At 55.3% G+C, this 16,808-nt stretch carries 16 protein-coding genes and 4 tRNA genes; 12 read left to right on the plus strand and 8 right to left on the minus strand.

Features of this window, described 5'->3' with window-relative positions; genetic code table 11:
- Positions 1-198: 198 nt before the first annotated feature.
- The 5 genes from GQF00_RS02305 to GQF00_RS02325 all read right to left on the minus strand — a co-directional run bounded on the left by GQF00_RS02305 (position 199) and on the right by GQF00_RS02325 (position 2,863).
- On the minus strand, positions 199-1,188 hold the full coding sequence (locus tag GQF00_RS02305; protein WP_161317541.1) for a glycosyl transferase family protein: 990 nt from the start codon (positions 1,186-1,188) through the stop codon (positions 199-201).
- Between the two features lie 69 nt (positions 1,189-1,257).
- Entirely contained in the window at positions 1,258-1,512 is a 255-nt protein-coding gene (locus tag GQF00_RS02310; RefSeq protein WP_161317542.1) for a hypothetical protein, read from the minus strand.
- A gap of 1 nt (position 1,513) precedes the next feature.
- The gene (locus GQF00_RS02315; RefSeq protein WP_161317543.1) at positions 1,514-1,816 is read right to left on the minus strand and encodes a hypothetical protein; all 303 of its coding nucleotides are present in this window, start codon (positions 1,814-1,816) and stop codon (positions 1,514-1,516) included.
- Positions 1,809-2,180 carry a DsrE/DsrF/TusD sulfur relay family protein gene (locus tag GQF00_RS02320; protein ID WP_161317544.1) on the minus strand — a complete coding sequence of 124 codons (372 nt, stop codon included), beginning with the start codon at positions 2,178-2,180 and terminating at the stop codon, positions 1,809-1,811. The genes GQF00_RS02315 and GQF00_RS02320 overlap by 8 nt, the downstream gene beginning before the upstream one ends.
- Positions 2,180-2,863, minus strand: a complete 684-nt coding sequence (locus GQF00_RS02325) for a Bax inhibitor-1/YccA family protein (protein WP_161317545.1) — start codon at positions 2,861-2,863, stop codon at positions 2,180-2,182. Before GQF00_RS02325 ends, GQF00_RS02320 begins: the two co-directional genes overlap by 1 nt.
- 209 nt (positions 2,864-3,072) lie before the next feature.
- Here GQF00_RS02325 and GQF00_RS02330 point away from each other — a divergent pair, with 209 nt between their 5' ends.
- Both GQF00_RS02330 and GQF00_RS02335 read left to right on the plus strand, forming a co-directional pair.
- Entirely contained in the window at positions 3,073-3,741 is a 669-nt protein-coding gene (locus tag GQF00_RS02330) for a hypothetical protein (protein WP_161317546.1), read from the plus strand.
- 97 nt (positions 3,742-3,838) lie between these two features.
- A tRNA-Ser gene (locus tag GQF00_RS02335) sits at positions 3,839-3,926 on the plus strand.
- A gap of 162 nt (positions 3,927-4,088) precedes the next feature.
- Here GQF00_RS02335 and GQF00_RS02340 read toward each other — a convergent pair.
- Genes GQF00_RS02340 through GQF00_RS02350 form a run of 3 tightly spaced genes read right to left on the minus strand, consistent with a single transcriptional unit; the run spans position 4,089 to position 7,089 of the window.
- The gene (locus tag GQF00_RS02340; protein ID WP_161317547.1) at positions 4,089-5,147 is read right to left on the minus strand and encodes an ArsA family ATPase; all 1,059 of its coding nucleotides are present in this window, start codon (positions 5,145-5,147) and stop codon (positions 4,089-4,091) included.
- Entirely contained in the window at positions 5,147-5,416 is a 270-nt protein-coding gene (locus GQF00_RS02345; protein WP_161317548.1) for a cory-CC-star protein, read from the minus strand. The genes GQF00_RS02340 and GQF00_RS02345 overlap by 1 nt, the downstream gene beginning before the upstream one ends.
- Positions 5,413-7,089 (minus strand): carbon starvation protein A, encoded by a 1,677-nt coding sequence (locus tag GQF00_RS02350; protein WP_161317549.1) that lies wholly within the window; start codon positions 7,087-7,089, stop codon positions 5,413-5,415. The genes GQF00_RS02345 and GQF00_RS02350 overlap by 4 nt, the downstream gene beginning before the upstream one ends.
- Before the next feature lie 221 nt (positions 7,090-7,310).
- Here GQF00_RS02350 and uvrY point away from each other — a divergent pair, with 221 nt between their 5' ends.
- The 10 genes from uvrY to GQF00_RS02400 all read left to right on the plus strand — a co-directional run bounded on the left by uvrY (position 7,311) and on the right by GQF00_RS02400 (position 16,801).
- Positions 7,311-7,967, plus strand: a complete 657-nt coding sequence (gene uvrY / locus GQF00_RS02355; protein WP_161317550.1) for a UvrY/SirA/GacA family response regulator transcription factor — start codon at positions 7,311-7,313, stop codon at positions 7,965-7,967.
- Between the two features lie 72 nt (positions 7,968-8,039).
- Positions 8,040-9,863, plus strand: a complete 1,824-nt coding sequence (uvrC, locus tag GQF00_RS02360; RefSeq protein ID WP_161317551.1) for an excinuclease ABC subunit UvrC — start codon at positions 8,040-8,042, stop codon at positions 9,861-9,863.
- Between the two features lie 104 nt (positions 9,864-9,967).
- Complete coding sequence (gene pgsA, locus GQF00_RS02365) at positions 9,968-10,573, plus strand: CDP-diacylglycerol--glycerol-3-phosphate 3-phosphatidyltransferase (protein WP_161317552.1); 606 nt, start codon at positions 9,968-9,970, stop codon at positions 10,571-10,573.
- Positions 10,574-10,676: 103 nt separating this feature from the next.
- Positions 10,677-10,752: transfer RNA gene (locus GQF00_RS02370), tRNA-Gly, on the plus strand.
- Positions 10,753-10,805: 53 nt separating this feature from the next.
- Positions 10,806-10,879: transfer RNA gene (locus GQF00_RS02375), tRNA-Cys, on the plus strand.
- A gap of 22 nt (positions 10,880-10,901) precedes the next feature.
- Positions 10,902-10,987 (plus strand) — tRNA-Leu (locus GQF00_RS02380).
- Between the two features lie 184 nt (positions 10,988-11,171).
- Positions 11,172-14,843, plus strand: coding sequence for a response regulator (locus tag GQF00_RS02385; protein ID WP_161317553.1), 3,672 nt, complete (start codon positions 11,172-11,174; stop codon positions 14,841-14,843).
- A gap of 16 nt (positions 14,844-14,859) precedes the next feature.
- Positions 14,860-15,720 (plus strand): protein-glutamate O-methyltransferase CheR, encoded by an 861-nt coding sequence (locus tag GQF00_RS02390; RefSeq protein ID WP_161317554.1) that lies wholly within the window; start codon positions 14,860-14,862, stop codon positions 15,718-15,720.
- Positions 15,721-15,740: 20 nt separating this feature from the next.
- Complete coding sequence (locus GQF00_RS02395; protein WP_161317555.1) at positions 15,741-16,220, plus strand: two-component system response regulator; 480 nt, start codon at positions 15,741-15,743, stop codon at positions 16,218-16,220.
- A gap of 35 nt (positions 16,221-16,255) precedes the next feature.
- A complete protein-coding gene (locus GQF00_RS02400; RefSeq protein ID WP_161317556.1) occupies positions 16,256-16,801 on the plus strand; it encodes a chemotaxis protein CheB in 546 nt (181 codons plus the stop codon).
- Positions 16,802-16,808 lie beyond the last annotated feature (7 nt).

Raw genomic sequence — 16,808 nt, forward strand, 5'->3', positions numbered from 1 at the left:
AAATGCCTCAGGGCATCTCCGCCTTTTTTGTGCTTCTGTAGGAGCTTGCCTGCAAGCGATGATAGGGAGACTGCAAAAGCGGATTTACTGTAGGAGTGGCGCTTGAGCCGCGAAGGTGGGGTCAGCCTTTGCGCGGCTTTTCTGCTTGGCCAAGGCCTGGATTCGCGGCTCAAGCGCCGCTCCTACGGGGGATAGTCGCTATAGCCGGGATCGGTCGCGGCTGGCCCAGAGTTCAGTGGCCTTTGTTTGTGCGTCTTCCAGGCTGTCTGCCCGATCCAGCCCCCACAGTGCAACCGCTACCGTCTGAATCACCGCATTTTCGCCGTATTCATCCTGTACTTCACCGCGCCAGACTTGCTTCAGTGTTTCTGCATTTGGGGATCCTGGCGGGGTGTGGCGTGGCATTACGTTGTCCACAACAGCCCCTTTGAGCGCTTCTCCATGGCGAATGCCAGTGATACTGGTGCGTGCGTCAGGGCGGATTTCCAGCTCGCCGCCTTCTCCTTTGAACAAGAGCAAATCACGGTCGCCACAGAGTTCAGCGGCACCCTGATGCAGGGAGATGTAGGCCGGGTGAAACACGCTTTGCATGGACAGCGGTGCCCGTGCAGGATTGAGGCTGCGGGCCAGGGTATTGATGGGGGAGCGCAGTCCCAGGTAGTAACGCAGGGTCAGCAGATACGACAGGGGCCCACAGAACTGTTCAATGGGCAGGTAGGCCAGACCTTGCTGGTCAAGATGTTCGCCAGCCTCACTAACGCTGCTGGCCACCTTCAGGCCAAGGGCGGGAAGCAGCTCATCGGTATAGACACGGTTAGGTGTGTGTGCGGGGCCGCCATGGAGCAGGGTGCGAATCCCCTGATCGGCCAGGAGTATAGTGGCCAACAGGTACCAGGGGTGGTGTTTCTTCTTGCCGGCATAGCTGGGCCAGTCCAGTTGCACCGCGGGAAAGCCGGCCAGCGTCCGGTCACACAGGGCTCGACAGGCATCCAGAAAGCCGGCCAGTTCTTCCGGGGTTTCTTCCTTTACCCGCAGCAGCATCAGGAAGGCACCCAACTGCACCTCTTCCGCCTTGCCATCGAGAATCATCTGCATGGCGTCCCGGGCTTCTTCCCGGGTCAGGCTGCGACGGGCGCGCTTGCCGCGGCCAAGCGTACGAACGTATTCAGCAAAGGCATGTTCGCTCATTAAAACCTCGCAATACGCCCCACGCATCACATTTGCACGCAGACTTGCCAGGGGCGCGATTTCTATAAATCAGTACCAGCTGGTACAGGGGCCGTGTGCAGCCACCAGATCCAGCAGAGTTGTGTGATCAATGATCTCGAGATCACTGTTTGGTGTTTTAATCTGCGGGTGCTCCAGCAGGTAGGCTTGGCCTTCCAGCGGCAGTGTGGAAGCAAGCAGCAGGCCAGCGTCGGTGAAGACGCAGATGTCATCAGGCTGGTAAAGCGTGAGGAAGGTATCGATACCGGTCTGGTCGCCGGGTTTGAGTCCGATCAGATGCAGCATTTCAGAACACCAGAACCTGTTGGCAGTCGCTACTCAGATTACGCAGCGTAGCGGCACTCAGTTTCTCTACCTGCAAGTAGCCCGGTGCTGCGGTCTCCGAGGCCACACAGCGAACCCCGAAATCCGCCAGCTGCGAAAGGCTGTCGTTGGCAGGCAGGGCGGCCAGTGCGTTAAGGCAGCCATCGGTTAGCCACAGGGTGGTAGGCAGGCCGAAGGCAGCACCGGTCATCAGCATATCCAGCATCTCCTGGAAGCGGTCGCTGAGTGGCGCGTTGGCGCTGGCGATATAAAGCCGGTTAGCCAAACTGGAGTACCCGGTCTGCGTTGATCATGGCATCAGCCCATTGGCCCAGGCCGACCAGGGTAAACCCCGGCGCCAGTGTGGCGCCCTGATCGGCGGCTACGATGCCACGGCGTTTCGCTGCTCCCACGCAAACTTCTGCTGTCACACCGCTTTCCTGGATCCATTGTTGCCATTGTTGGGCGGTATTGGCGTTGCTGCCGTCACCACGCCAGGCCTGACCATTGGCCAGGTGAACGGCATCAGCATAGAAGAAAAGACGGTAGCAGTGATTGTCAGAACTGGTGTGCAGGGATTTGGCGGTAAGGAGGGCGGTCAGCGCGGCGGGGGAGTCCGCCGCCGCGTTAACCAGTAGAGCAAACTGCATCAATCGTCGCCGCCAAGAGCGGTAAGAAGGTGGAGCAGTGACATGAACAGGTTGTAGATGGAAACGAACAGGGTGACGGTGGCCAGAATGTAGTTGGTCTCGCCGCCATGAATGATGGCGCTGGTCTGCCACATGATCAGCAGGGAAGACAGCAATACGAATGCGGCTGAAACTGCCAGGCTCAACGCCGGGATGCCAAGGAAAATGTTGGCAAGACTGGCAACAAACGCAACCAGAACCCCGATCATGATGAAGTTGGTCAGGAAGCTGAAGTCCTTGCGGGTCACCAGTGAAATGGCAGACATGGCCACAAAGATGAAGGCTGTGCCGCCAAGGGCCGTGGTGACGATTTCCATGCCGCCAGGAATCTGGGCATACATGTTGATGATGGGGCCGGTAGTGAAGCCGAGCCAGCCGGTCAGGCCGAAGACAGCGAGAATACCCCAGGCACTGTTGCGAAGCATGTTGGTGGCAATCAACAGGCCAAAGTAGATGCCAATTGTCAGCAGGGGATTGATAAATCCGATATTGCTGCTCATGGCGAACCAGGAGGCCCCGGTTGCAACAATCAGTGACAGCCCCAGCAGCATGTAGGTGTTTTTAAGGACCTGGGCCGCACGTTCTCCGGTAACGGCCATGCCGTGATGCTGCGGAGTCGAGTAGGGGTTGGTCTGGTTATTCATAATCTTGATCATCCTTGTGAATGGTACCTGTGATGATAAGGGCGCGGGCTGCAAAATCAAGGGAAAGCGTTCCTTGTAACCCACTGTTTTTATGAGGGTAATAGTTTTCCTTTCGGTTTGGACGAATTCACCGCTTTGTGAACGGAATCTCGGGAGAAAACGCCGAATATTCATACTATATTCGTAGCTTGGGAGGTTTCTTCTTAATTATGACAACGTTATCCATTGCTCCACGTGAAGAGCAGATACAGCTTCAGGGGGTGCCCGGTGGGCTGGACCAGTCACAGCTGGTAGCCGTTCCTGGCGAAAATGACCGGAAGGTGGAACTGGTTTATGCGCCGAAAGCGGGTGGCACAGCCAGCAGTCTGTCTCTGTTCAATGGTCGTTTTGTGGAATATCGGCGCAGGGGGCGCAAGGGGCATTCCGCAGTGTTCAATCTTGCCTTTGTTGACCCCAGGCCGTCCCATGATGTTCACCACGCGCTATTAGAATGGCTGGTTGCCAGCCTTGGATTGTTTGCCATTGCTACGGGGGCTTACCTGCAGATTTGGCTCCTGGCGGCTACTGGCGCGGGCTGGACCGCTGTACTTGGCGTTGTTGCCCGGCGCAAGCAGCGCAATCGCTGGGTCTTTTTTAGTCGTCATGGGCGCATTGCCTTGTTCGAGTTGCCTCAGAGCCGTGCCGATGGCGAGCGACTGCAAAAACTGATTTCCATCCTGGCAAAGCGTGGCCAGCTGGCCTGGACCGCGCTCCCGGCGGGCAAGGAAAGACTGGCCGCTGAAGTGGCCGAGCATCGCCGACTGATGGCCGGCGGAACGATAAGCAAAGACCGCTATGAAATTGCAAAACGACGAATTTTTGGCCGTTACAAGGCTTAACAGGCAATGTGTCGATCAAGTTTCCATCAGTTATTGGTCTTGAGCCCCTGAGGTCGTTGACTGGCTAACGGGCTCATGTATTATTGCTGGCCAGTCAGGAGGGGTGGCAGAGTGGCCGAATGCACCGGTCTTGAAAACCGGCGACGGGAGACCGTCCGTGGGTTCAAATCCCACCCCCTCCGCCATACAGAAAAGCCCACGCTTACTCAGCGTGGGCTTTTTTTTGGGCGCTTCGTGGATTTGAGGGAAACCACTGCTCATGGTGTGCTTGCCTGTCTCAAATACAAGGGTTGCAGACTTTCCCTCCAGGCCGCATCAGCTTATACGCCTGATATTTTCGATCCGCTTCATGCTTGGCTTCCTGAGCCACTGCCATGGGAAAGCGCCTGTGAATCTTCCAGCATCTTTGAAAAAGTCTGGATGGCATCGATGCCTTGCACATCACATTCCTGAAGCGGGATGTACAGGGTGGGGAGGGTAGTGAATAGTTTCCGGATCTCTTCCATATGGCGCTGCTGAGTCACAAGACGCGCCGCAAAAAAAGCCCCGTCCACTGAGTCTGGAAGCACTCGGTTGATGATCAGTCCCGACACAGGGATGCCTGATTCCTGCAGGCTGTCCACTGCCCGGCGAGTTTCGAGTATGGGTAGCTTCTCCGGTGTCATGACAAAGATAAAGCCGGTTTTCTCCGGGTCAGAAAGCTGCCTGCGCGCCCGATGAAAGAGGCGCTGCCGGGCCAGCAGGGTGTCGGCGATCTGCTGGCTTCTCGGGTCGAGATCCCGGTTGGCGTGTTCGGCCGGGTCCTGCATAGGGCTGTCGAGATCCTTGCCGGGGCTAAGATGGTCCAGCACCTTGCCCAGTTGTTGTGCCTTGTGATTGTGCTTTAGCAGCCCGCTGGTCCAGGCTGCCATGACTTCAGGCAGGCTCAACAGGCGCAGTGTGTGCCCCGTGGGAGCGGTATCGAAGATAACCAGATCGTAATGGCGTGTTTCTTCATCAATGATCTGCGACAGCCGTTCCAGCAGAGCCGCTTCCTGGGCACCGGGGGACTGACGGCTCAGGCGCAGTTGTTTTTCCAGTTCGCGGAACTGGTCCGGCCCGGCAAAACGGCGCATCTGGGTGCTGACATTATCCAGATAGCGGTCTACTTCTTCATCCGGATCCAGCTCAAGGGCATACAGGTTGGCGGCCATACAGCGCACCCGGTTACCGATCTGCTCGCCGAAGGCGTCCCCGAGGCTGTGGGCCGGGTCAGTGGATACCAGCAGCACCTTGCGGCCCATATCTGCAGCGCGGCAGGCAATGGCGGCTGCACTAGTGGTTTTACCCACGCCTCCCTTGCCGCCAACCATCAGCAATTGGCGCTGCTGGATCAGATGATCTATCTCCAGTGCGTTGTCGGCCATCAGCAACAGCGGAAGTGGTCGAGGGGAGAGCGTTCCATACCCATGCGGGTATGCCATTCGTGAAATCGGTCCATGAGTAGTGGCTGAAGCTCCAGTGTTGTCCATGCGGCGGGATTGGGTATTCCCATCATCTCTGAAAACACCAGCAGCATGAACAGGTCTTCTTCGTCACGCTTTGCGCGAGCGATAGCTGCGCGATAAGGAACGTTGTAATACTGCGTACCCAGCTCGTTGAGCCGCTTCAGCGCCCCGCGAATACGCCCAGTCACGAGGACTGCTCCACGGGTTCGGCGAAGGCTCTTTTGAGCGCTGCAGCGCATTCCAGTGTTACCAGAAGTGCAGCGATTAGCACCACAACGTCCAGGCCTAGCAGGAACCAGTCCTGCTTGTCATAGAAGCTCTTCAGCTGAAGAAGCAGCGCCATCAGGGTCATCACCAGCAGGAAGGCCAGAGGCGCCAGGGTGTAAATGGCAGGGCGTCCACGCCGGACCAGCATGATGGTGATGACCAGCAGGGTCAGGCCGGCAAGAAGCTGGTTGGTGGTACCGAACAATGGCCAGATCAGCAAGCCGCCGCTGCCATCCGCGCCCCCGGCACCAAAGGCCAGCAGCAAACAACTCACGACAGCTAGCAGGGTGGCAGGAAGAGGTCTGGTCAGCCATTTTTGCTGATAGATCTCGCCCCATTCCTGGAAGATATAGCGTTGAAGACGCAGTCCTGTATCCATGGTGGTGCCAGCAAAAAGCGCCGCCATTACCGTTAGCAACGTTGCGGCCACGCCCACTTCCATGCCCAAACCGCCTGCGAGAATGGCGGCTCCGCCGTCCACAAAGGCTGTCAGACTTCCCTTGCCAAACGCGGTATAGACAGCCTGCCAGTCAGCCAGGCTGGCGAAGCCTGCAGTGGCGGCGATGATTGCTGCCAGGGCCAGGGAGCCTTCACCCACAGCACCGAAATAGCCCACAAAGCGGGCATCGGTTTCCCGGTCGAGCTGCTTGGAACTGGTGCCAGAGGCCACAAGACCATGAAAGCCGGAAATGGCCCCGCATGCGATGGTGACAAACAGCAGTGGAAGTAATGATGGTGTACCGGGGGGGACGTCCACATTGATCATTGGTGCTACCACGGTGGGGTTGCCGATCAGTACTGCGCCATAAAGCAGAATCAGACCTACAAACAGTTGCAGGCCGTTGATGTAGTCACGGGGCTGCAGCAGCATCCATACGGGCAGCAGGGAGGCGATGGCAGCGTAGGCAAACAGCAACAGGATCCAGCTGGCGCTGGCAGACAAGCCCATGACCTGCTCAGGCAGGGCGACAGGTACCTGCGGGCCGATATAAATCAGGGAGTAAAGAGCGACAACGCCGACCACCGAGACGATCCCCAGGCCGATTATTCGCCGATAGATCAGCTGGCCGATGACCAGTGCCACTGCAATGGCGCCCCAAACGGGGACAACCGCGCCGGGGTTATTGATCAGAAGCTTGGCGATGACCACACCAAACACGGCATTAACCATCAGCAGCACCAGGAAAATGACAATCATGAAGATGGTGCGGGCGCGATGCCCCACCACTTTACCAGTGAGCGCGCCCACCGACTTGGCGCGATTACGGACGCTGGCCCAAAGCGCGCCGCTGTCGTGCACGCCAGCGAAGAAAATGGTACCTAACACCACCCAGGCGAAGGCGGGAAGCCAGCCCCAAATCACGGCGATGGCGGGGCCAACAATGGGTGCGGCCCCGGCGACAGAGGTGAAATGGTGCCCCCACAATACGTACCGATTGGTGGGTACAAAATCCACGCCATCTTCAAATTCATGGGCAGGGGTGCGAAATTCTGCATCAAGTTTGAAGATGCGGTTGGCGATGAAGCGAGAGTAGAATAGATAACCGGCGGCCATGCCGCCCAGCCCCAGCAGGAGTAGAACGATTGCACTCATGAAGGTTGCCCTTGGGTCTTGTTGCTGTTTGGCTTTGACATTAGATGAATCAGTTTCTCATGGCTGACTCGCCGGTCAACGCGACCTATGGCTAATATACCTAAAGTCTCAGTGACTGCGATCACGTTTGCCGAAAATGTGCTATGAAAGGTGCAAGCTAGTGCGTATGGTTTTCGGCAGTTTTTGCAGAGCGGGTAAAGGAACTACCCGGAGGTAAAGAAATGATCAAAGTTTTGGTAGTGGATGACCATGATCTGGTCAGAACCGGCATTGCGAGAATGCTGGATGAAGTCGATGGTATCAAGGTGGTTGGACAAGCCTGTTCTGGCGAAGAGGCGATTCAGCTTACCCGGGACAAGTCCCCTGATGTTGTTCTTATGGATATCAAGATGCCCGGTATTGGCGGTCTTGAGGCCACCCGGAAGCTGTTGCGTGTCGACGATGCGCTGCGTGTCATTGCCGTCACCATGTGTGAAGAAGAGCCGTTTCCTTCCCGATTGATGAAAGCCGGCGCCGCAGGTTACATGACTAAAGGTGCAGATCTGGAAGAAATGGTGCGCGCTATCAAGATAGTCACCACGGGGCAGCGCTATATCAGCCCTGAAATTGCCCAGGCCATGGCACTCAAGCCATACGTGGGTGAAGAGGCCAGTTTGCTGGACATGCTGTCTGAGCGTGAGCTGCAGATCATGATGATGATCGTTAATTGCCACAAGGTTCAGGATGTGGCTGATAAGCTGTGTCTCTCTCCGAAAACGGTTAACACCTACCGTTACCGCATCTTCGACAAGCTTGGCGTTTCCAGTGATGTGGAAATGGCCTTGCTGGCCGTGCGCCATGGCATGCTTGATGCTGTTGAGCAGGCTTTGCCGGATTAATCACCAGTCCCATCTGAAAGGAATGTCTCCCCATGCGCTGCTATACTGAGCGAATAAACCGGAGACATTTCCTTGCCTGAGTTCGACCACAGCCACTTCCTTGATCACTGTGCCCGCAAGCCCGGTGTTTACCGTATGCTCAATGCGGAGGGCGACGTACTGTACGTGGGCAAGGCGCGCAATCTTCAGGCTAGATTGAACAGCTATTTCCAGAAGAATGTTGCCAGCGTCAAAACACGTGCGCTTGTTGCGCGAATCACGGATATCCAGACCACAGTCACCAGCAGTGAAGCTGAGGCGTTATTGCTTGAGCAATCGCTGATCAAAAGCTTGCGTCCCCCGTACAACATCCTTTTGCGTGACGACAAGAGCTATCCCTATATCCGCATCACCACCTCCGACACCTTTCCCCGGATTACCTTCCACCGTGGCACTCGCCGCAAGGGAAGCCATTATTTTGGTCCGTACCCCAGCGGCGGGGCAGTGCGCGAGGCCATCTCCCTGGTGGAAAAGGTGTTTCAGTTGCGCAACTGCAGCGACAGCTATTTTCGCAACCGGACCCGACCGTGCCTGCAACACCAGATTCAGCGCTGTACGGCACCTTGTGTTGATCTGGTGTCTGCCGAGGACTATAGCCAGCAGGTAAAGCTGGCCATGGACTTCCTTGATGGCCGCAGCCGGGATGTGGTGGAACATTTAAGCAGAAAAATGGAAGCGGCCTCGCGGGCGCTGGCATTCGAAGAGGCTGCAGTGTTGCGGGACAAGCTGGCAGCCATCCAGTCTGTGCAACAGAAACAGTATGCAGAAACAGGGCAGGGCGACCTGGACATTGTGGCCGTCGATGGGCGTCATGGGCTGGCGGTGGTGGATGTGTTGATGATTCGCGGCGGTCGCATTCTCGGTCATCGTACTTTTCGGCCAGATACCCGCGGCGAAGAAGATCTGGCTGAAATTCTGGAAGCCTTCGTGGGGCAATATTATCTCGGCGACAGGGAGGATCCTGTTGACCCACCAGAAATCCTCCTCAGTCACGAAATTCCTGGCATCGAAACGCTTTCACAAGCATTGAGCTCCCACTGGCAAAAGAAAGTCCGGGTGGCCTGGCGAGTGCGAGGAGACAGATCAGCCTGGGTGAGCATGGCTCGGGCCAATGCCAGTCAGTCTCTGGCTACCGAGTTGGCGGCTCGCGAACATATGGAAAAGCGCTTTCATGCCCTGGAAAGCCTGCTGGAAACCGACAAGCCCATGCGCTGGATCGAGTGTTTCGATATCAGCCATACCCAGGGAGAAAAGGCGGTGGCTTCCTGCGTGGTGTTTGACCAGCAGGGTGCACGCAAGCCTGACTATCGACATTTCAACGTTAGTCCACCCCAGGCCGGTGATGACTATGCAGCGCTTGAAGAGGCGATTCGTCGCCGTTACCAGCGGGTACTAAAGGAAGAAGGGCGACTGCCGGATCTGTTGTTGATTGACGGCGGAAAGGGGCAGTTACAGCGGGGCTGGGAGGTCATGGCAGAGCTGGGCCTGCAGGGGCGAATGCAGGTCATGGGCATTGGCAAGGGGCCCAGCCGTCGCCCGGGTTTCGAGGTGCTTTACCTTCCGGATGGACGGGAATTTACTCCTGGCCCCGCCCATTCTGCGTTGCACCTGCTGCAGCAGGTGCGCGATGAAGCTCATCGATTTGCACTCACCGGGCACAGAGCCCGGCGCGGAAAGGCGCGAAAGACGTCTTCCCTTGATGAAATTCCCGGCATAGGACCCAAGCGCCGCAAGGCGTTGCTGACCCACTTTGGCGGCCTCAAACAGTTGCGAAACGCTTCACTGGCAGAACTGGCTCGCGTGCCTGGCATCAATGCCCAGATGGCAGAAACCCTCTATGACTGGTTTCACCACTAAAACAGGGCATTTGTCCGGTCGGAAACGGGTTGTGAAAAAATCGTCCATGAGTCTGAGGGCGGTTTTCGCTATACTGCACGCTTAATCAGCGAGCGGTAGGTGTTATGCAGAAGAATCACCCGGTAATGAATTTGCCCAATATCCTGACTCTAATCCGGGTAGTGGCAATTCCTGTACTGGTTCTTGTCTTTTACCTGCCGTACAAGTGGAGCGGCCTGTGTGCCGCGCTGTTGTTTCTCGCTGCCGGCGTGACTGATTGGCTGGACGGCTATCTGGCGCGTAAGCTGAACCAGACCAGCCCCTTTGGCGCTTTCCTGGATCCCGTCGCTGACAAGTTGATCGTCGGTGTTGCACTGGTGATGCTGGTACAGATCCATGCCACGGCCTGGCTCGCCGTGCCTGCCATGGTTATCGTCTCCCGGGAAATCACTGTTTCGGCCCTGCGTGAGTGGATGGCAGAGCTTGGGCAGCGGGCCAAGGTGGCTGTCAGTCAGCTGGGAAAGATCAAGACGGTGGCACAAATGACGGCCATCACCTTGCTGCTGGCACAAAAGCCCGGCTTTGATCAGGCTGGCGATATTGTCATGACCCCCTGGCTCTGGTTGAGTTATGGTTTGCTTTACTTGGCAACGGCGCTCACTTTGTGGTCGATGATGTCCTATCTGCGTGCGGCAGCACCACAATTGCTCAAAAGTCAGTCAAAGTCCTGAAATATCAGAAAAAATGCTTCATTGCGGCTTGACACCCAGAGGGTGATGAGTAGAATTCTTTCCCGCAACGAAGCACAGTTTTAGCGTGGCTTCTGACAACAATGCGGGAATAGCTCAGTTGGTAGAGCACGACCTTGCCAAGGTCGGGGTCGCGAGTTCGAATCTCGTTTCCCGCTCCAGATTTCAGAAAAGCCTCGGTTCTACCGAGGTTTTTTCTTGTTAGCAGTTTAAAGGCGCGGTGGCAGAGTGGTTATGCAGCGGACTGCAACTCCGTGTACGCCGGTTCGATTCCGACCCGCGCCTCCAATTATCGACCCGTACGGTCACCGCCCGGGTGGCGAAATTGGTAGACGCAACGGACTTAAAATCCGTTGACCTTTGGTCGTGCGGGTTCAAGTCCCGCCCCGGGCACCAAACAAACCCTTCCTCCTGTCGTCCCAATTCTCCCGATTGTCAATGAAATCAATAGGATGGTAAATCCTGTTAAGGCTGTTTATTGCTGTTAAGGCCGCCTTTCTGTTAGCCTCACACTTTAGTCTTAGCCCTGTTTCAGCGGGCATCAGAAAAACAAGGCCGGAAAGGCACGAGGGGCAACAGAATGAACTGGTTTCAGAACCTGTCTGTCAGGTTGAAGATTCTGTCAGTGGCAGGGCTGGGTATCGCGCTTTTTGTGGTCTATGCGGCCTACAGTTATTACATTGCTGAAACGAATATCCACCACCTTGAGCGCATTGAAGACCAGGACTTTCCGGTTCTGGAGTTGGTCAATGCCAATAATGTGGATTTCATCGCCATCGGCGAGTCTTTTATTGCCGCCATTACCCAGGCCGACCCGGACCTGCTCCAGGAAGCGCTGGATCGTGCTGACAAGTTTGGTGATCGTCTCGAAGACATCCGTCGGACGGATCCTGAACTTTCTTCAAGTGTTGGTGAACTCAAGCAGAGCTTCGAAGCTTACATTGATGCGGCGGACAGCCTTGCCCGCAGCCTGATTAATGACTCAGCGGGTGACGCAGATATCTACCAGCGCATCACCCACGTTCGTGAATTACAGAGCGGTTATGAGACTGCCCAGAAATCCTTCGAGACCCAGCGCTACGAAGCCTTCCGTGAGACCCTGAACAAAAGCAGAAATGATAATCAGGGAACACAGAAAATTGGCCTTTTCCTTGGCCTTGTTGCTTTCTCTGCACTGGCGTTGATCGCCTTGCGGGTTACCCGCGCCATTACCCTGCCCCTGGAAGGGGCGGTGACCGCCGCTGACAATATCGCCGATGGAAAGTGGGATACCCCCATTGAATCCACTGGCCGTGATGAAACCGGCAAGTTGCTGCACGCAATTCGGAAGATGCGCGATGCCCTCGTCAAGCGGCACCAGGAAGACCGGCGCCAGGAAACCATCAAGAATCACCTAGCAGAATTGAATAACCGCATGCGCGGTGAAATGAGCTATGAGCAGCTTGGCAACAATATGCTCAGTTTTCTGGTTCCGGTGCTGGATGCGCAGGTTGGGGCATTCTATAGCTTCAACCCGGAAACCCAGCGTCTGTCGTTGAGTAGTTCCTATGCCATGCAGCGTCGCAAGCACTTGGCAAACGATTTTGGTCTTGGCGAATCGCTGGTTGGCCAGTGCGCGTTAGAGCGCAAGACCATCCTGCTTGAGCAGGTGCCAGAAGGGTATATCAGTATCAGTTCCGGTACCGGTGTGGGTGAAGCCCGGAATGTGGTGGTCATGCCGGTTATCCACGAGGAAGAACTGAAAGGGGTGTTGGAAATTGGCGCCTTCCGCCAGTTCACGGACAGTGATCTGGCTTTTCTGGATCAATCATCAGAGGTCATCGCGATTTCTGTAAGCAGCGCCATGAGCCGTATGCGAATGGCGGAAATGCTTGAGCAAACCCGTCAGCAGGCCATTGAGCTTGAAAAGCAGAAGGAGGAAATGGCTCAGGTCAATAATGATCTCGAAGAGCAGGCCATGGAACTGTCGGCCTCGGAATCCCGTCTGCAGCAGCAGCAGGAAGAGCTCAAGGCGATCAATGAAGAGCTGGAGTCTCAGACCCAGGCCCTTCGCGCCTCGGAAGAAAGCCTGCAAGCCCAGCAGGAAGAGCTGAGGGTGACAAATGAAGAGCTGGAAGCACAGGCTCGTTTGCTCACTGAGCAGAAATCAGAAATGGCTCAGAAGAACGATGAGCTGGAGCTTCTGCACCACGAACTGGAAGACAAGATTCGCGAGCTGGAATTGTCATCCAAGTACAAATCCGAGTTCCTCTCTACAATGAGCCACGAACTTCGGACGCCACTGAACTCCATTCTTATCCTTTCCAACGCTCTGGGGCAGAACAAGAAGGGCAATCTTAACGAGAAGCAGGTTGAGCATGCCCAGGTTATCCATTCCGCGGGCTCGGATCTGCTGAGCCTGATTAACGATATCCTCGATATTTCCAAGATCGAGGAAGGCAAGATGGATGTGGTGATTGATGATTTGTCACCCAATGAACTGGGCGAGCACTTCCAGCGTCACTTCTCCCATGTTGCAGAAAATCGCGGCCTGGAGTTTCACGTCAATGTGGGTGAGGACGTGCCGGAGCACTTCTACACCGACCGTCAGCGTCTTGAGCAAATCATCAAGAACCTGCTGTCCAATGCGTTGAAGTTTACCGAACAGGGATCGGTAACCCTGAGTATTGAGCGTCCGGATAGCAGCGACGCGCTCCCGCGCCACCTGACCGCCGACAAGGCTATCAAGCTGGCAGTAATCGATACCGGTGCCGGTATTCCGGCGGAGAAGCAGAAGCTCATCTTTGAGGCCTTCCAGCAAGCGGACGGTACAACCAGCCGGAAATACGGTGGCACAGGCCTGGGGCTGACCATTTCCCGGGAACTGGCCCGCTTGCTTGGTGGTGAAATTGGGCTCTACAGCGACGGAGAAGGGCAGGGTGCCACCTTCACCCTTTATCTTCCTGAAGGCACGCCTGAGTCTCTTGAACAGGCAGATCAGGCGGCCGATCAAGATGCGAGCATCAGTTTTAACGCTGAGGCGCATACTGCAGCTCTGGTGTCCGAAAAATCTGCTGATGACGAGTTTGTGGTTCGGGAAAAAACCGTTCTTATCGTTGAAGACGATGAAGAGTTTGGCGGCGTTTTGTTGGAACTGGCGGCTGACTACGGTCTTGAAGGGCATATCTGTCATGACGGTGAGGCGGGCCTTGAGTACGCAAGCCATTACCGGCCAAGTGCCATTATCCTTGATATCGGGCTGCCAGGTATCGATGGCTGGGAGGTCATGGAGAAACTGAAGGCCGACCCGCGCACCAAGGATATCCCGGTCCACTTCCTGTCTGGTCGAGACGAGCGCAAGAAAGCGCTCGATCTTGGCGCCCTGGATTTGCTCACCAAGCCGGTTAATCAGGAGGACATCCTGTCGGCCTTTGCCAAAATCGAAGGTGCCATCGAAACCAATGTTCGCCGCCTGCTGGTGGTAGAAGACAGTGAAATACAGCACGAAAGCATCCGTGAGCTGTTCGACCAGAAAGGCGTCGAGATCACTGCAGCCACCAGTGGTCAGGAGGCGCTTGAAGCGCTCCGTTCCACCGTTTTTGATTGCATGATCCTGGATCTCACGCTGCCGGACATGTCGGGTTTCGAATTGCTGGAATTGATCAATAACAGCGACGATTACGACAGTGTTCCCGTGGTTATCTACACTGGCAAGGATCTTACCCGCGAGGAAGAGGCGAAGCTGCGCAAGTACGCGGATCGCATCATTCTCAAAACAGAACGCTCCCATGAACGTCTGCTCAATGAGGCATCGCTGTTCCTGCACTGGCTTGAATCCACGCTGCCAAGCAATCGTAATGCGCCATCGGATTCCTCTATCGAGCATCGTGACGATATCTTCGAGGGCAAGCAGCTGCTGCTGGTTGATGATGACATGCGCAATATTTATGCGCTGTCAGCGCAGCTGGAAGAGCTGGGTTTTGAGATCACCATCGCCAACAACGGCAAGGAAGCCCTGGACGCACTGGATGATAATCCGGCTATGGATATCGTGCTCATGGATATCATGATGCCGGAAATGGACGGCTATGAAGCCATGGGGCTGATTCGTGAGCAAGCGCGCTTCAAGAAACTGCCTATGCTGGCGTTGACCGCGAAAGCCATGAAAGATGATCGAGCAAAATGTATCGAAGCGGGGGCAAATGACTACTGCTCCAAACCAATTGACATGGCCAAGCTGACATCGCTTCTGCGTGTCTGGCTGCACAAATAAGCGCCCGGAGAACGTGATGGCGGAGTCATTTCCGATTGATGATGACGAGATCGATGTCGAAGACATCGAGATCCGCTTGCTACTGGAAGCCATCTTCCAGATGTATGGATATGACTTTCGCTCATACAGCAAGGCATCCATACGCCGCCGCATCATGCACCGGCTTGGCATGTCCGGTTTTTCCAGCATTATGGAAATGACTGACAAGCTTCTCAGAGACAGGCGCTTTTTTGTCACCTTGCTGAATGACCTCACCGTCAATGTCACAGAAATGTACCGAGACCCAGAGTTTTACCGGGCATTTCGGGAAGAGGTGGTGCCGGTCTTAAAAACCTATCCATTCATCAAGATATGGCATGCCGGTTGTTCAACCGGTGAAGAAATCTACTCCATGGCAATTCTTCTTGAAGAGGAGGGGTTGTACGATCGTGCCATGATCTATGCCACTGACATTGATAAAAATGTCCTGGCAGCTGCAAAGAAAGGTATTTACTCCATCGAGGCAGTCAAGCAGTACGGCGATAACTATCGTCGCGCTGGCGGCAGACATTCTCTTTCGGACTATTTTACGGCCCGCTATGACAGCGTGATCATGGACCAGAGGCTAAAGCGAAACATTGTATTCGCGGATCATGATCTGGCGACGGATCAGGTTTTCGGCGAAATGCACGTTGTTCTTTGCCGTAATGTGCTTATCTACTTCGACAGAGCGCTTCAAGAGCGTGTAATCCGGTTGTTTGTTGATAGTCTCGATATGGGAGGCTATCTATGTCTAGGTACCAAGGAAAGCTTGAAATTTACGGGTCAGGAAGAGGCCTTTGACATGATTAACCCGTCGCTGCGAATCTTCCGTAAGCGACAGATTCGACACCCCTGACGATTAATTAGAGAATTTTGATGATTGAGCAGAAGTTGCTGTTAGTCGACGATCAACCTGCGAATCTGGTGTCCCTTGAAGCGGTACTGGAGGGTGAGGGGCGCACGCTGATCAAGGCACATTCCGGTCAGGAAGCACTCAAAGTGCTACTCAAGGAAGACATAGCCCTCGTACTGCTTGATGTGCAGATGCCTGGCATGGATGGCTTTGAAGTGGCAGAGCTGATGCGACAGCGGAAAGATACCCAGACTATTCCGATCATTTTTGTCACCGCGATCAGCAAGGAAAAGAAATATGTCTTCAAGGGGTATCAGGCTGGCGCTGTGGATTATCTGTTCAAACCACTTGATCCGCTGATCCTCAAAAGTAAAGTGGATTTCTTTCTTGGGCTGGATCGTCAGCGCCGCGAACTGCAGGAAAAGCTCAAGCAGGCACAAGCACACCGTGCTGCCTATGAAGCCGGAAAGGCAAGCCGCGACGGAGGTGAAGGCAACGATTAGTGAGGGAATGCATGGGGCCAGTGAAGGCTGTTGTCATGGGTGCATCCTGGGGAGGGCTTAACGCCTACACCCAGATTCTTGCTGCCTTGCCGGCTGACTTTCCTGCGGCCATCCTGCTGGTGCAACATCAACATGCCAGCTCGGAAAACCGGTTGCCGTGGCTGCTGGGGCGCTATTGCAAGCTCCCCGTTGTCGCTCCGGAAGACAAGGAGCCTGTTTTACCGGGTCATGTTTATGTGGCGCCTCCCGGCTTTCACATGCTGGTTGAACAGGGAGAAACCGTGGCGTTTTCGGTGGCCCGTCCGGTTCATTACTCCCGACCGTCTGTGGATGAACTGTTTTTTTCAGCAGGCGTCGTTTATGGCGACCGTCTGGCCGCCGTAATTCTCACCGGGGCCAATGAAGATGGCGCCGCAGGAATAGAATATATTCACCGACGTGGAGGCTTCACCATCGCACAGTCTCCCGTGAGTTCGGAAGCACCAACAATGCCCGAGTCGGCAATAAAAACAGGTGCTGTTTCCAGGGTGCTTGATCTTGAACAGATTGGCCCTTACTTGGCGGAAAAGGTTGCAGGGTAGTTAATGC

Origin of the sequence: Alcanivorax sp. DP30, from assembly GCF_009882945.1 — a bacterium.
Taxonomy (GTDB): Bacteria; Pseudomonadota; Gammaproteobacteria; order Pseudomonadales; family Alcanivoracaceae; genus Alcanivorax.